Genomic DNA, 15,390 nt, shown 5'->3' with positions numbered 1-15,390 from the left:
ATTAATTTTTAGAAAGGTCAAATTTATTTGTGTTTATATCTTGCAAAATCCAATTCATTTCAGGATCTGTATTGTTTATTCTGTCATCAAGTGTTGGAATTATTTCTTTATCAGGAAAAATTCCTCTTCCTTCTACTTGGGTTTTATATATTGGTACGCAAGCCATAAGTCCCATTCTGACATTTAATTTAGAGTGTGGCATTTTTAGTACTGGCATTCTTCCTGCTACAGTTCCGTTATAAGCTCCGCCTGTTTCTTCGCCTACAAATAGGGCTCTTTTTGCTCCTTTTAGATTAGATGAAATAATGCTAGATGCAGAAAAACTGCCTCCATTTATGAGTACATACAATTTTCCTTTAAAATTATTTGTGTCTGGTTTCTTAATTTTAGAATTTGTGTAATTATAGTAATTAGTTCCGTTTTTGTGTACCGAAAAATACATTATTGGATAATAAAATGGGGCAAATATTGTTTTGATGATTTTAGTTCCAATGCCTCCTCCTTTATAATAATTGGCATATAATAAGCTTGTTTTTTTGGTAACCAATGATTTTTCAATAAAATAAAAGTCTTTATCTGTTAGATAAGTGTATAATTTTGCTATTTCATTAAGTCGTCCTCCTCCGTTATTTCGTAAGTCAATAATTAAAGTTTTTGTGTTAAATTTTTTAATTTTCAGGAAACTTTCTTTGTAAAATGTCTCAGCATCACCTTCTCGGAAACCATTTATTTTCATGACTGCAATACTGCTATCTTTTTCGATAAATTTAAGATTACGCATGTATTTTTTGCTTTTAGTATCAAAACCAAAAATATCTTTCTTTTTTGCTATTGCTTTTTTTTGTTCTTTAGTGAGAACTGTTTTTATTTTTTTTATTTCGGTCGAATCTACTATTTGTCTTTTTATGATAATAGATTTTAATTCATTTTTAATTTTAAAATTATATTGTAATGAATCTTTAATATCATTATTTAAATAATATAGGCTTGAAAATCGTTGTCCTAAGAAATTGTTTTTTAGAGTTGTATTAAAACCATCAGAGGTAAAATTATTTTTATAATCATCTAATAATGTTGAAACATTTTTTCCGTCAATAGCAACAACTTCGGTTCCTACTGATATCGATTTGTTGTTCGATTTGTTTTTTGTAACATATAATTTTTTATCAAAAATTTCAAAATCAAATTGTGACAATGGTCCCTCGCCACGTTTTTTCATGCTTGCGGTTTCTTTTTTAGAGTACTTCTTTGTTAGAGGGATTACAAAGATATGACCTTGTCTTACTTCGCAAATAATAGGAGTTATTTTTTTATAAAAATCGTAACTAGTCATTGGTTTGTTTATGGTTGCCTTTAAACTATCGAATTTAAAATCTAACGTTTCTTTATTTATATACCAATATAATTTTGGGTGTAAATTTTGTAGTTTTTTGTATATAAAATGGGCATCGGATTTTAAATCTTGTTCAGAAATTAAATCATTTAGATGTGCATTATATTTTTTTATTGATGAGCAACTTATAATTGATTGTACAATTATAATAACGCATGTTATTTTTTTGATGAATTTTGTTTTCATAATAGGCTAGATAAAATCTCTAATAGTTGCGTGGCGACAACAAATTAAACCTGAATTACGCCTAAATTAAATTTTTTCTCGATTGGAGCGTGATTTGCTGCTTCTATTCCCATCGAAATCCATTTTCTTGTATCTAGAGGATCTATTATGGCATCTGTCCATAATCTGGAAGCTGCATAATATGGGGAAACTTGCTCGTCGTAGCGTGCTTTTATTTTATCAAATAGTTCTTTTTCTTTGGCTTGATCAATTACTTCTCCTTTAGCTTTGAGCGAAGAGGCTTCTATTTGTGCGAGTACTTTTGCCGCTTGAGTTCCGCCCATAACAGCGAGTTCTGCACTTGGCCAAGCAAATATTAATCTTGGATCATACGCTTTGCCACACATGGCATAATTTCCTGCTCCGTAGGAGTTTCCTACAATTATAGTAAACTTTGGCACTACCGAATTAGAGACTGCATTAACCATTTTAGCACCATCTTTTATGATTCCTCCGTGTTCTGATTTGCTTCCAACCATAAATCCTGTAACATCTTGTACAAAAACTAATGGAATTTTTTTCTGATTGCAATTTGCAATAAAGCGGGTTGCTTTATCGGCAGAATCTGAATAAATGGCGCCACCAAATTGCATTTCGCCTTTGGCATTTTTTACCACTTTTCGTTGGTTAGCTACAATTCCTACAGCCCAACCATCTATACGGGCATAAGCAGTGATTAATGTTTTTCCGTAATCGCCTTTATATTCATCAAATTCAGAATTATCTACTATTCGTTTTATAATTTCGTACATATCATATTGGTCGGCACGAGATTTTGGAATAATTCCGTAGATATCATTTGGGTCAAGTGCTGGTTTTTCTGATTTAACTCGGTTATAGCCTGCTTTATCGAAATCGCCAATTTTCCCTACAATACTTTTTATTCTGTTTAAAGCGTCTTTGTCATCTTTGGCTTTATAGTCTGTCACGCCCGAAATTTCGCAGTGTGTTGTTGCGCCACCTAATGTTTCATTATCTATTGTTTCTCCAATAGCTGCTTTTACTAAATAGCTTCCAGCGAGGAAAATACTTCCTGTTTTATCTACAATCATGGCTTCGTCACTCATAATAGGCAAGTAAGCACCACCGGCCACGCAACTTCCCATAACGGCGGCAATTTGAGTAATTCCCATACTGCTCATAATGGCATTATTTCTAAAAATACGTCCGAAATGTTCTTTGTCTGGAAAAATTTCGTCTTGTAATGGCAAATAAACCCCTGCCGAATCTACTAAATATATAATTGGCAAACGATTTTCGATCGAGATTTCTTGCGCTCTAAGATTTTTTTTTGCGGTTATAGGAAACCAAGCACCAGCTTTTACAGTAGCGTCGTTTGCCACAACGATACATTGTTTTCCTGAAATGTATCCTATTTTTACTACTACACCACCTGATGGGCAACCACCGTGTTCTTTGTACATTTCGTCTCCAACAAAAGCACCAATTTCGATACTATTTTCTTTATTATCAAGTAGGTAATCTATTCGTTCTCGAGCAGTCATTTTGCCCTCTGCGTGTAGTTTTTGAATTCGTTTTTCTCCTCCTCCTAATTTTACTTTGGCAAAACGTTGTCTTAAATCTGATAATAAAAGCTTATTGTGGTCTTCGTTTTTGTTGAAGTTAATGTCCATTTTATAGCGTATAAGTTTAAATACTAATAATTTTTATGTGGCTAAAATACAAAATCAATTGTGATTTTAATCAATCAATTTATTTTATAGCTGAATATTTTTTTTAAAAAATTAATGTTTACTTAACATTACATTATTACATTTGCACCCTAATAAATAAACAAACAAAAATGGCTTTAAAAGATATCTTTCAATTTTTTGTACCAAAAGACAAAACTTTCTTTCCTTTATTCATAAAGGCTTCTAATGATTTATATGCTTTATCAGAAAACCTTCATGAAGCAGTAAATATTAGTAAAGACGAAAAAGAGAATCGTATTGATTATTACAAACAAGTAGAAATATTAGTTGTTAGTATAGAAGAAACGACACATAAAATGAATTTAGAATTGAGTAAAAATTTTATTACTCCTTTTGACAGAGAAGACATTCATTCATTAATCACATCAATAAACGAAGTGGCAAATAACATTTATTCTGCTTCAAACAGAATGCGATTATATAATGTTGGAAAGATTAATAAATCTATACGAAAATTAACAGAGATTAATGTTGAATCTTGTAATCATATAAATAATGCAGTAGCGCAATTAAAAGATTTAAAAAATCTTGATAAAATAAATAATGCTGTAAAAAATATATATAAATTAGAAAGCAAAGCTGATGTTGTTTTTGATAAAGCTGTGGCTGATTTGTTCGAAAATGAAAGCGATGCCATTAATATAATAAAATACAAAGAAGTTTTATCTGCATTGCATAATGCTACCGACAAATGTAGAAGTGTTGCCAGAACATTAGAAGCAATTTCGGTAAAACACGCTTAATATTTAATTTATAAAATTCTAAATATGGAATTTACGCTACTTATTGTAATTATTATAATTGCACTATTATTTGATTTGGTTAACGGTTTTCACGATGCAGCAAATTCTATCGCAACAGTTGTTTCTACTAAGGTTTTAACCCCAGGACAAGCCGTTGTTTGGGCTGCCTTTTTTAATGTACTTGCCTTTTGGATATTTGACATGAGTGTTGGAAATACAGTTGCAAAAACCGTAGACAATGGAGCCATAAACCTTTGGGTAATATTTTCCGGATTAATAGCTGCAACTATCTGGAATTTAGCCACTTGGAAACTAGGAATACCCTCATCTTCATCACATACCCTTATTGGAGGATTTGCAGGTGCAGCTGTTGCTCACGCAGGTTTTGACGTTGTAAACTCTTCAGAAATACTAAAAGTAGTTGCTTTTATATTTCTAGCACCAGTTATTGGGGGAGTCATTTCATATATCATTACCATCATCACAATACAAAGAAATCCTTATAAAAAGATAGGTTCATTTACAGTACTTTCAATAGGAGTTATGTATTTAATGAATTATATGGTAAATTATATGGATGTTAAACCTGTTATGATGTGGATTGTAGGTGGCATGTTAGGGATTATGATTCTTTTTTATGTTTGGTACTATGTAGTTCACGGAAAAAGCCAAACAGTTCTAAAAGAATCTAACATGTACAAAAAACTACAATTATTATCATCTGCAGCATTTTCCTTAGGTCATGGTGGCGCAGATTCGCAAAAAGTAATGGGTATTATTTGTGCCGCTTGTATGGTTTACGCTAATATTGCTAGAGAAAAAGGAACCGATAAGTTTATAGATAAAAATTTTCAGGTTACTGAATTAATGCAAATTGAGTACGAAACCCCTGATGGTAAAAAAGAAAAATTTAAGCCAGAGCATAAAAATGGAGATAAAATATTTGTTTATACAAAAGGAAAAGACATCATAGATGTAATAACAAATCAAGTTATTTTTGAAGATAAAAAACTAAACACAGCCTATGCAGAGTCAGCACAATTTACAGACTATGTAGTTGCTGGAAAACTAAAAGAAGGCTACAAAGTAAAAACCAAAGTACATTCAGACTCGATGCCTTGGTGGATTGCTTTTGGATGTTATCTCATGATTGGTCTAGGAACATTAATGGGAGGTTGGAAAATTGTAAAAACAATGGGAACAAAAATAACAAAAGTAACACCGCTAGAAGGTGTTTGTGCAGAAACTGCAGGTGCATTAACCTTATTTACGGTCTCTAATATGGGGATTCCTGTTTCTACTACACATACTATTACTGGATCTATAATTGGAGTTGGCGCCACAAAACGACTCAGCGCAGTACGTTGGGGAGTTACAATAAGTTTATTATGGGCTTGGATTTTAACAATACCTGTTTCGGCAACTATAGCAGCCATTGTATATTATATCACGACAATATTTATTTAATAGATTATTTTTTAATAACAAAAAAGGGAGAAATTTAAATTTCTCCCTTTTTTGTTATTAAAAAATTTATAACTAACTAATACAATACAGTTAGCTAAAAGTTTAGTTATTTTAATATAAACTTCTCTACAACAGCCTTATTTGAATTATAATCATTACCATAAAATAGTATATAAGCTATGTTGATATTTTCTAATAAAACAGCCTTTTCTAGCTGAATAAACATCTTATTTAAATACATTTTTTGATTGTTTACTGTGACATAAATTTTGGAGGGCTGTTTTTTATCAAAATTTAAGTAGAATAATAATTCATCGGTAGCAGCAAGGTTAAATTTATATAAATTATCTCTAGATGATTTTAAAACAATACCATAAGCTAATTTTTTTTGCATCTTAGTTAGTGGTCTTTTACTACTGTCTGTAGCATAAAGAATACGGTATTCTTTAATAGGATCGATACTATTAATGGTTTGTCCATTCATATTTATATCATATAAATATGTGTTGTAATTATTACTATGTTGTATGTAAAATAGTAATGTTTTTGTTTTAATAGGTTTGGGATAATTTTCTTGTGCAGTAACTAGACCAATATTAAAAAAGAAAAGAAAAATAGGACATACAAATTTCATAGTATCGATATTAAAAAACTATTCAAACGCTTTAATAATTGTTTCCATTTTTACCTTTAATGTTTTGTCATGAGGTGCTATGGGTGGAATTTTAAGATCTATATTTAAAAGCTCATATACCGCCATTTGTGCAGCACGAATAGAGTATTCAACTGTAAAAACCACATCATCAGGAATTTCGACAAATTGACTTATAAAGGCTAAATTTTTAGATTTTTTTGGCACAGGAAGCGGTCTATCGTCTTTTTTTCTAGGCATAAACATGCTAGTGATATATGGCATACGGCACGGAATGCAAATTGCATTGCCAAATACGGTGTCATAATCAAATTTTAAATGACCACAAAGTTCTTGAAGAATTTCTTCGCCTGAACATTCTGTCATAGGTTTTCCTACAAAATTGCCAACACGATCTGGATGGAGTCCATAGGCCCAAAAAACCTGCACATTAGAAGGTTGATTGCTATAATGTGGCTGGCTATTTAACGCAAAACTTAGAAACCAATTAGAATCTTTAAGTGTAACTTGACTTCCTGTTCCTGATTTATTTCCAGAAAAAGCTTCCATTTTATCAAAAAAAGCAGTATCCTTTAAAGTAACAGTAAATGATTCCCAGGCAGTTTCTGGAATACTTGAATTAAAGACTGCTGGATTTCCAAAGCCAGAATGTTTTTTAGCTAATTTTTCCCAAATTTCCCAGCCTTTACTTGTTTTTTTGGTTAGCGGTTTTGGTGCGTTTTTCATAGATCCAAAGCTATAGGCATCAGTCATAGATCCGTTTTGATAAAATACCAAATCATTTTTATGAACAGTAATTTGATGGCTTTTTTCTGCTTCTTGATATTCAATGCTGCTTGCTAGTATCTCTTGATTATCATTAAGTTCAGTGTGTAAATCAGTTACTGTGCAATTATTTCTAAAATTAACGCCCTGCAATTCCAACCAAACTTCTAAAGGGCGAACCATCGAATCATATTGGTTATAAACCGTGCGTCGTACGCCTGTCATTGTTTCAACTTCGGCAAACTCTTGCATAAATCTGTGCAAATAACGCTTAAATTCTATGGCACTATGCCAAGGTGAAAAAGCAAAAGTAGTACGCCACATAAACCAAAAATTAGTTTCAAAAAAAGATGGAGATAGCCAATCTGAAATAGTTGTATTGTCTAATTTATCTTCGGAGGCTTCACTTAATTTTAATAATTCTATTCTATCTGTTATCGAAAAACCTAATTTTGAAGCATCAATAATGGCTCTATTTTTATCTATAAGACGTGCTTTTGCATTAGATTTTACACGCTCATTAAATGCTATTGTTTCTTCATATACTGTTTTAGTAGGATCGGTAAGGGAGGGGATTGTCTTAAATAATGCCCATGTGCATTCATAAATATTCATAGTAAGCATACGAGCGCCACGCATAATATAGCCATTTTCTGGATTTCCAAAAGCATCTAAACTGCCTCCTAAATGTGGTAAACTTTCGAAAATTGTGATATTCTTTCCTGATATTCCTGCATCTCTAATTAAAAAAACAGCCCCTGCTAACGAACCAATTCCGCCACCTATAAAATAGGCTTTTCTATTTTCTTGATTTGTATTCATCCTTAAATTATGTATTATTTTTTTATTGTAGTTTAATTTTTAACGTAAAAAATCTTTCTCTTTATAGGCAGGATTGGGATAGGTATAAAACCCCTCTCCGGTTGAGACCCCTAATTTATTAGTATCTACAAAGTGCTCTTTTAAATATGCAGTTGTTTTAATTTCAAAAGGATCTTGTGATTTTTCAGAAGCCATTTTATTGATATTATACACGGTATTAATTCCTACAATATCTAAAATCGCAAAAGGACCTATGGGAGCACCTGTGGCTTTCATCCAAGTTTTATCGATAGTTTTAGGATCAGCAACTTCCTTAACTAAAAGGCTCGTTGCAGCTGTTAAAAATGGTACTAGTAGCGAGTTTAAAATATAGCCTGGTTGTTCTTTTTGTAAAGGTAAAGCTAACATTCCGATGGCTTTTGCAAAAGCAACAACATCATTAAATATTTCGGGATTTGTGCCTGTATGTCCCATAATTTCTGCTGTATTATTTCTCCAAATATCATTAGCAAAATGCAGTGCCAAAAATTGAGAAGGACGCCCAGTAACCTGAGCAAACTGACTTGGCAAAAGGGTTGACGAATTGGTAGCAAACACCGTTTTTGCAACAGCAACTTGTGCTAGTTTTTTGTAAAAATCTATTTTTATAATTGGGTTTTCTGGAACTGCTTCAATTAATAAATCGGCATCTTTTACGGCATCAGCTAAATTTGAACTGTACTTTAAATTTCTAAAAGCAACTGCTAAATCTGCTTCTGAAGCATGTAAATCTCTTTTAAAAGCATCACTCATACTTGAAAATTTGAGTTTTGCTTTTGCTAATATTTCATCATTAATATCATAAACGGTTACGTTAAAATTATGAAAAGCTGCTTGAAAAGCTATCTGATATCCCAAAACGCCACTTCCTGCTACGGTAATATTTTTATAATTCATTTTATATTTTTTTATATTATATTTTATTTGCTCTAAAAAGGTGATTTTTAAAGTAAGTATTTTACTATATCTCTTTAATTAAAAAAATGGTTTATACATAAAATCTTTTTTTATATTAAAGACTTTTTGCCCATTCTTGAAGTTTTCCAAATTGCTCACTAATAAATGATTCGTGGTGTTCTTCGGTCTGATCATTGTTAGGTAAAATATGTTCGAAGTAGGTGTTCTTCAATACCTTTCTTAAAATACTTTCACCAGGAAAAGGCATGTTGTCATTTAATGCTTTTGTAGCTTTTAATAACTGGCGAATATCGTATTGTGTTCCTGCAATATCTGGTACTTGTTTATTAGAGTTTAATAATTTATAAACGGCTGTTCTAGCAGTTCTTACCGATGATTCTACGGTAAATACAACATCATTTTTTGTCTCTACAAACTGCCCCACAAGTCCTAAATTTTTACATCCTTCTGGTACTATTTCTGGTCTATCGCCGGTGGCTCTAGGCAAAAACATAGATGTAATATATGGCATAAAAGCAGTACGAACAATGGTGTTTTCTATTACGTTTTCTAATTGATTTTCCAAACCAAGGTGATAACATAATTCTGATAAAATTTCGTTACCAGTACATTGAGTCATTGTTTTTTGCACATAATTTCCTGGTTTGTCTATGTATAAGGCATAAACCCAAACTACTAAAATATCATCTGGTTGCGTAGGATAATGTGGCTGACGGTTGATGGTAAAACTCATTAACCAATTTGAATCGGTAATGGTTACAATACCGCCTGTTGCAGTTTTTCCTGAATAAGGATCATTTACACAATACTCTTTAAATTTCTCTGTTAAATCTGAGGGGCGACAGGTTAAAGTTGCAGATTGCCAAGCCGATTTTTCTATCGAACTGCAAAATTTTTCAGGTATTCCAAAGACAGACGACTTAGCGGCTAAATTTTTCCATAATTCCCAGCCCGCACTTTCTCCGCTTTCATTATTATCGAGTCCTGCAATGGCTGGTTTTGTATTGGTTCCATACGAAGTATCTTCGGTCATAGAACCTGTGGTTACTATTACATAATCATTTTTTGTAATAGGAATTACTACTTCTTTATTGTTTTGTTTGGTAATTATACCTTTTACAATTTTTCCTTCAGAATTAATTTGAATGTCTAAATCTTTAACCAGTGTGTCAAACTGAATTTTTACGCCTTTAGATTTTAGATGCTCCGTTAATGGTTTTACAAATGTATCATACTGATTGTATTTTGGGAAAATTAAGCAAGATAAATCTTTCATCCCATCGATGGTGTGCAAAAAACGGTGCATGTATAATTTGCACTCTAGTAAACTATGCCAGTTCTCGAAAGCAAACATAGTACGCCATAAAAACCAAAAATTACTTTGTAAAAAGGATTTACTAAAATAATCTTCAATGGTTAAATCATCTAAATCTTCTTTCTTTTTTAATAAAAGTTTTACAATGGCTAATTGATCTTTTTTCTCTAAACCAAATTTACTAAAATCTTTAACAACACCTTTATTGTGAATTAATCGAGCTTTGGAGTAATTAGGATCGTTATCATTTAGCAAACGATATTCATCTAAAACGCTATAGGGAGCAGGTAGCTCTAAGGCAGGAATATCCTGAAAAATATCCCAAAGATTCTCATAAGTCATCTCCATTTCTCTACCACCTCTAATAATATAACCATCATTGGCATTTCCAGCTCCATCTAGCGAACCACCTGCTATCGAAAGTTTATCTAAAAAAATAATATTTTTGCCTAAAACATGACCATCTCTAATAAAATAATATGCTGCCGATAAACCTGCTATTCCGCTACCTACAATATAAACTTTACTATCTTTAAATGATTTTGAAGGAATGCCTTTATTACGCTGATAATTTCCTGTTAAATCTGCAAAGGGCATTGAAATATCTTTTGAATTGCGAACCACATCTTTACTTGCATCAGGTGTGTGATTTACGTTGCCTAAAAAAGGAGAAACGTTTAATACTTTGTCAAATTTTGAGGTTTCTTTATTCATTTTAAATTGTTTTTTTAAATTACTTACCTACAAATTTATCACTAATATTAAAAACTAATGTATCCCGAAATTCAGAAATTGTGTACTTAAATTTCCAATTGTGTTTAATAGCATTAGTATTGTCTTTCGTAAGATATTTTTTTTATAAATCCCTAAATTTAAAATTAATATTTGTTTATATTTTTTGCAGTAAGGGGTATAAAGGGCTGTATTTAGTACTATATTCTATTTGTAGCTGCATTTATTTATTAGAGATTACTTTACATGATTCTTATTAGAACTTAGTAAAGTAATTTGCGCTAATTTTTGCCATAAAAATTTTGTAGGGCATCCCTAAATTTAGATATTGTTTAAAAAAATATTACCTTCCTCTTTTGTAATCAGATGGTGAGCAGTTATTTTGGTGCTTAAAGAATCTGCCAAAAGCCGAAATAGAGTTAAATTGTAGTTTATAAGCAATTTCTGATATCGATAAATTAGGATTTCCTAATAAAACTACTGATTCTTTAAATAAAGCTTCATTTATTATTTCGTGAGGTGTTTTACCAGTGGTCTTTTTTGTAATTTCTATTAAATATTTATTAGAAACGCATAATTGATTTGCATAGAAAGTAACTTCTTTATGCAATAAAATATTTTCTTGTATAAGTTTATTAAATCTAAAAAATAAGTTTGTTTGCGGATCTTTATCTGCAATGGTTTCTGGTGCAACTTTAATATATATTTCGGCAATTTCTATAAGTAGCAGAAAAATTAGAGTTCGGATTTTTGGAATTATAAAATCGCTAGTATTTTTTTCTTCATTCTTTAGTTTTCCTACAATATTTAATACGTTTTTTATATTTTTTTTAGAAGTATTCACAATAGAATATGAGTCATTCTGGAACAGTCCCATTTTTTCAATAATATATGGATCAGAAATATTTGTTAACAAAAAGATTTTATCAAAAAAAACCAATTGCATCTGAAAATCATTTGTTGCATTAAGAAAATGTACTATCGTTGAGGGTGCAGAACAAATTATACTACCAAGGCTTATTTTATATTTAATGCCGTTTATTTCTAAATCAATTTCGCCTTTGGTACAAATACAAAAAGTATAGTAATCCATCCGGAAAGGTTCATTTGGAAATTCAAAAATAGATTTACCAGTAGAAATATAATAAGAGTTATTACAATCAATATTAAAGAAAGAAAGTGTATCCTGCAAATTTTTGTAATTCTCCATTTATACAATAATATATTTTTACAAAAAAAAGTATTCGATATTTGTGGTCGCAAAAAATCTAATTAATTAAAACACTTACAGTAAGTATTTTTTTGTAAATATCTTAAAATTTAGTTAATCACACAATAAATAAACGAACGTTTATTTATTTTATTTATATTTGAAATCTTAAAACATATAAAATGAAAAAGCTTTTTTGGAACATATTAAAATTTATTCTTTCAATCTTTATAATATTTGGAGGGATACAACATTTTGTAAAGCCAAGTTTTTATATCCCCTTTGTTCCTCTATTTTTACCATACACAACTGCAATAATCTATATTTCAGGTATTATAGAAATAGTTTTAGGTATATTATTGCTATTAAACAAAAAATATGCAAGATATGGAGCTTTGGGTATATTTTTCTTAATGCTATTGTTTTTGCCAATTCATATCTGGGACGTATTTTCTAAAAATCCTGCAATAGGGAGTCATAATGCAGCATTAATAAGACTTCCTATGCAATTTGTATTAATTATATTTGCTTGGAAAATTTATAATAAATTATCCAAAAAAGAAGAAAATTAATATGATTAAAAAAGAAAAAATAACAGATAAAAAAAATGCTTTACTAAATGCTACCTTAACATTGGTTAATAATCATGGGTTTCATGATGCTCCAATGTCTAAAATTGCAAAGTTAGCTGGTGTAGCAACAGCAACAATCTATCTTTATTTTGATAGCAAACAAGATTTAATTAATACACTTTATCTTGAGGTAAAAACTTCATTTAGCAATTGCGCTCTTGAAGGTTATAATAAAAATTTACCTGTAAAAAAGGGTTTTGAAATGATTTGGTACAATATTGCAGATTATAAATTAAATAAAATAACAGAAGCTAAATTTTTATCACAATGCGATAGTACACCTATGATTGATGATGAGGTGCAAAAAGAAGGATTAAAACATTTACAGCCTCTACTTGATTTATGGGAAAAAGGAAAAGAGGAGGGTATTATTAAACCTATTTCAAATTTTGTACTTTATGCCTACGCTATATATCCGTTATCATTTCTAATGTCTATGCAAGAGAGGAGTCTATATACACTGAATAAAAAGACATTAAATGAAACTTTTCAGTTAGCTTGGGATGCTATAAAAGTCTAATTTTTTATCAAAAAAAAGAATGAATATTCATTTATAAAAACATTAAGTATAGCTGTATAAATCTATTTCTATAACTTTTCAATTCTTACAATTAAAATTTTTATTTTACACGCAATTAAGACTTTACCCTTTCTAAACACCAAGCATAATCATTATTCATTTTGTAGCTATAAAAACATCATTATATTTGCACTTTAAGGTACAATTTATGAATGATGAAACTTTTATTTTCTGCTTAGAAGGCGTTCTAAACATAGACACGAATACCATTACAAAAGTAGTTAAAAACTTAGAGAAATTAGCCATTGAAGACAATATTACAAGTATTTACAAAACCTGCGACTCTATTGAAGGGCTAGAAGAAAGTTTGAATAACTTACTCTATGACGACCATAATTTTAAAGATTATGAAATCATTTATTTGGTAATGTTAGGCGAAGGAAATAATATTTGTCTTAATCAATATTACTATACTTTAGAAGAAATAGCCGAACTCTTTGAAGGAAAAATGAGGGGTAAAATTTTGCATTTTTCCAATGCCAAAACATTAGAATTAAGCCAAGAGGAAGCTCAATATTTTCTAGACATTACCGGAGCGCTTGCCGTTTCAGGTTATGGGACATCATACAAAAATATAAACAGTATTTCTATCGATATAGCTTTCTTTAAATTGCTCCAAGAACAAGATAATATTGTTAAAATTGTAGAAACATTGTATCAAAAAAATAATGAGCTTTGTAAATTACTCGATTTTAGACTTTATTATTAAAACATAAAACCAATTAATTTAGTATAGATAACCAATTTTCAAAAAGGAATACTAATATTAAAAATAGCTCCTTTTCCCAAATCGCTAATCACCATAATAGTTCCTTTATGGGCTTTTATAATCTGATTTACATAATACAAACCCAACCCTAACCCTTTAACATTGTGTAAATTGCCTTGTTCTACTCGGTAAAATTTATCAAAAAGTAAGGAATGCTTATTTTTTGAAATTCCAATTCCATCGTCTTCAATACTAATATTAAATTGGTTGTTTACTAATGAAGTTCGGATATTAATATGATGACAACCATATTTTGCTGCATTTTCTAACACATTCTGAATAGCCGTTGTGAGATGAAACTTGTCTAGAAATAAGGAAGTTTGCACGGTTTTAAATTCGGTTGAAATTGCAATTGATGGATTAGAAATCTTAAAATCATTGGTAATTACATTTAAAAAAACTTCGGAATTAATTTTTTCCTTTTTCAATTTTATTTCGCTGTCTTCCAATGAATTATTTAAAACCTGATCGATTAATTGTTGCAAACGATTATTTTGACGAGATATAGTGGCTACTAAATTATCAAAATGTTGCTGGTTATCTCGAATCTCTTTTCTTTCTAATATTTTAGTAGAAATAGCTAATGTAGCCAATGGCGTTTTTAATTCGTGGGTAATATTATTAATAAAATCTGTTTTAATGTCGCTTACTTTTTTTTGTTTTATTAATGCTTTGATGGCGAATACAAAAAGGCTTATTAAGGTTAAAATTGACAAAATTGCAAAGCCTAAAATCATAGCCATTCGTCTCAGGATTATAGTTTCCCAATTGGCTACCGAAACATACAAAGCATCTTCGGTAAGTAATTTGAAATCAGAATTCAAGGTATTTCCGCTTGTGGTTCCTACGTAATTTCGGACCAAAAAAGCATCGTCTAGTGATGCTAAATCACCATATAGTTTATTTCCAATGATTGGTTTTTCAGCAAAAATGGTATCAGCTGCCTTGGCATTGTTATACAATACAAATTTGTTGAGTACAATGGCAAAATCTAGTTTCAAATCCGGGATTTCTTGTTCGAATTTAAGTTGTAATTTATGCGTTAATTCTTCTTTAAATTGGTTTTGAAGAATGGCATTCTTAATTCTGTTTCTGGTTTTAGGATCTAAAATATAACGCATCGCCAATTCGCGATACAACAAATCTTTTTTGTTAAAAATGGTCGAATCGATATCACTATAATCGTTTGTAATATCGGCAATTTTGGTTTTTACTTCGGCTCTAAATTGTGCTACTTTATAATCATAAGTAGTTTTTACCAAATAAAATTGCATAACCGAAAGTGCTATAAGCACCACAACCGAAAACAGAATTAATAAGTTGATTTTCTTCTTCATCACTTCAAAAATAATCGATTTTATTCAATAAAAAAGACATTAACCTAGCATTAACCTTCTATTAACTTTCAGATTC

At 30.4% G+C, this 15,390-nt stretch carries 13 protein-coding genes; 5 read left to right on the top strand and 8 right to left on the bottom strand.

Annotated elements, in window-relative coordinates; genetic code table 11:
- Position 1: 1 nt before the first annotated feature.
- Together B0A57_RS03515 and B0A57_RS03510 are read right to left on the bottom strand one after the other, a co-directional pair.
- On the bottom strand, positions 2–1,579 hold the full coding sequence (locus B0A57_RS03515) for a S41 family peptidase (RefSeq protein WP_038466967.1): 1,578 nt from the start codon (positions 1,577–1,579) through the stop codon (positions 2–4).
- 44 nt (positions 1,580–1,623) lie between these two features.
- Entirely contained in the window at positions 1,624–3,252 is a 1,629-nt protein-coding gene (locus B0A57_RS03510; RefSeq protein WP_011963147.1) for an acyl-CoA carboxylase subunit beta, read from the bottom strand.
- A 170-nt stretch (positions 3,253–3,422) separates the two neighbouring features.
- On the opposite strand from B0A57_RS03510, the gene B0A57_RS03505 reads away from it, so the two are divergent.
- Together B0A57_RS03505 and B0A57_RS03500 are read left to right on the top strand one after the other, a co-directional pair.
- Positions 3,423–4,076, top strand: a complete 654-nt coding sequence (locus B0A57_RS03505) for a DUF47 domain-containing protein (protein ID WP_011963146.1) — start codon at positions 3,423–3,425, stop codon at positions 4,074–4,076.
- Positions 4,077–4,100: 24 nt separating this feature from the next.
- Positions 4,101–5,543, top strand: a complete 1,443-nt coding sequence (locus tag B0A57_RS03500) for an inorganic phosphate transporter (protein WP_011963145.1) — start codon at positions 4,101–4,103, stop codon at positions 5,541–5,543.
- Positions 5,544–5,649: 106 nt separating this feature from the next.
- Here the strand turns inward: B0A57_RS03500 and B0A57_RS03495 are convergent, their stop codons facing one another.
- The 5 genes from B0A57_RS03495 to B0A57_RS03475 form a co-directional block, all read right to left on the bottom strand.
- Positions 5,650–6,177, bottom strand: coding sequence for a DUF4833 domain-containing protein (locus B0A57_RS03495; protein WP_011963144.1), 528 nt, complete (start codon positions 6,175–6,177; stop codon positions 5,650–5,652).
- Positions 6,178–6,195: 18 nt separating this feature from the next.
- The gene (locus B0A57_RS03490; RefSeq protein ID WP_034098176.1) at positions 6,196–7,782 is read right to left on the bottom strand and encodes an oleate hydratase; all 1,587 of its coding nucleotides are present in this window, start codon (positions 7,780–7,782) and stop codon (positions 6,196–6,198) included.
- A 39-nt stretch (positions 7,783–7,821) separates the two neighbouring features.
- A complete protein-coding gene (locus tag B0A57_RS03485; protein ID WP_034098178.1) occupies positions 7,822–8,718 on the bottom strand; it encodes a 3-hydroxyacyl-CoA dehydrogenase in 897 nt (298 codons plus the stop codon).
- A gap of 115 nt (positions 8,719–8,833) precedes the next feature.
- Positions 8,834–10,768: an oleate hydratase gene (locus tag B0A57_RS03480; protein ID WP_034098180.1), complete on the bottom strand. Its 1,935-nt coding sequence runs from the start codon at positions 10,766–10,768 to the stop codon at positions 8,834–8,836.
- 361 nt (positions 10,769–11,129) lie between these two features.
- A complete protein-coding gene (locus B0A57_RS03475; protein WP_011963141.1) occupies positions 11,130–11,996 on the bottom strand; it encodes a helix-turn-helix domain-containing protein in 867 nt (288 codons plus the stop codon).
- Between the two features lie 182 nt (positions 11,997–12,178).
- Here B0A57_RS03475 and B0A57_RS03470 point away from each other — a divergent pair, with 182 nt between their 5' ends.
- From B0A57_RS03470 to B0A57_RS03460, 3 genes are all read left to right on the top strand, one after another.
- On the top strand, positions 12,179–12,568 hold the full coding sequence (locus B0A57_RS03470; RefSeq protein ID WP_038466964.1) for a DoxX family protein: 390 nt from the start codon (positions 12,179–12,181) through the stop codon (positions 12,566–12,568).
- A gap of 1 nt (position 12,569) precedes the next feature.
- A complete protein-coding gene (locus B0A57_RS03465; RefSeq protein ID WP_034098193.1) occupies positions 12,570–13,148 on the top strand; it encodes a TetR/AcrR family transcriptional regulator in 579 nt (192 codons plus the stop codon).
- Between the two features lie 208 nt (positions 13,149–13,356).
- The gene (locus tag B0A57_RS03460; protein WP_011963138.1) at positions 13,357–13,917 is read left to right on the top strand and encodes a DUF6642 family protein; all 561 of its coding nucleotides are present in this window, start codon (positions 13,357–13,359) and stop codon (positions 13,915–13,917) included.
- 38 nt (positions 13,918–13,955) lie between these two features.
- Here B0A57_RS03460 and B0A57_RS03455 read toward each other — a convergent pair whose 3' ends face one another.
- On the bottom strand, positions 13,956–15,314 hold the full coding sequence (locus B0A57_RS03455) for a sensor histidine kinase (protein ID WP_038466961.1): 1,359 nt from the start codon (positions 15,312–15,314) through the stop codon (positions 13,956–13,958).
- Positions 15,315–15,390 lie beyond the last annotated feature (76 nt).

This window comes from Flavobacterium psychrophilum DSM 3660 = ATCC 49418, assembly GCF_002217405.1.
In the GTDB taxonomy this organism is placed as follows: domain Bacteria; phylum Bacteroidota; class Bacteroidia; order Flavobacteriales; family Flavobacteriaceae; genus Flavobacterium; species Flavobacterium psychrophilum.
The sequence above is the reverse complement of the archived record's forward strand: the minus strand, read 5'-3'. Positions and strand labels throughout refer to the sequence as shown.

Excerpts from the sequence above, each read along its gene's own strand:
- B0A57_RS03515 (WP_038466967.1), bottom strand. The coding sequence starts at position 1,579 with ATGAAAACAAAATTCATCAAAAAAATAACATGCGTTATTATAATTGTA.
- B0A57_RS03510 (WP_011963147.1), bottom strand. The coding sequence starts at position 3,252 with ATGGACATTAACTTCAACAAAAACGAAGACCACAATAAGCTTTTATTA.
- B0A57_RS03505 (WP_011963146.1), top strand. The coding sequence starts at position 3,423 with ATGGCTTTAAAAGATATCTTTCAATTTTTTGTACCAAAAGACAAAACT.
- B0A57_RS03500 (WP_011963145.1), top strand. The coding sequence starts at position 4,101 with ATGGAATTTACGCTACTTATTGTAATTATTATAATTGCACTATTATTT.
- B0A57_RS03495 (WP_011963144.1), bottom strand. The coding sequence starts at position 6,177 with ATGAAATTTGTATGTCCTATTTTTCTTTTCTTTTTTAATATTGGTCTA.
- B0A57_RS03490 (WP_034098176.1), bottom strand. The coding sequence starts at position 7,782 with ATGAATACAAATCAAGAAAATAGAAAAGCCTATTTTATAGGTGGCGGA.
- B0A57_RS03485 (WP_034098178.1), bottom strand. The coding sequence starts at position 8,718 with ATGAATTATAAAAATATTACCGTAGCAGGAAGTGGCGTTTTGGGATAT.
- B0A57_RS03480 (WP_034098180.1), bottom strand. The coding sequence starts at position 10,768 with ATGAATAAAGAAACCTCAAAATTTGACAAAGTATTAAACGTTTCTCCT.
- B0A57_RS03475 (WP_011963141.1), bottom strand. The coding sequence starts at position 11,996 with ATGGAGAATTACAAAAATTTGCAGGATACACTTTCTTTCTTTAATATT.
- B0A57_RS03470 (WP_038466964.1), top strand. The coding sequence starts at position 12,179 with ATGAAAAAGCTTTTTTGGAACATATTAAAATTTATTCTTTCAATCTTT.
- B0A57_RS03465 (WP_034098193.1), top strand. The coding sequence starts at position 12,570 with ATGATTAAAAAAGAAAAAATAACAGATAAAAAAAATGCTTTACTAAAT.
- B0A57_RS03460 (WP_011963138.1), top strand. The coding sequence starts at position 13,357 with ATGAATGATGAAACTTTTATTTTCTGCTTAGAAGGCGTTCTAAACATA.
- B0A57_RS03455 (WP_038466961.1), bottom strand. The coding sequence starts at position 15,314 with ATGAAGAAGAAAATCAACTTATTAATTCTGTTTTCGGTTGTGGTGCTT.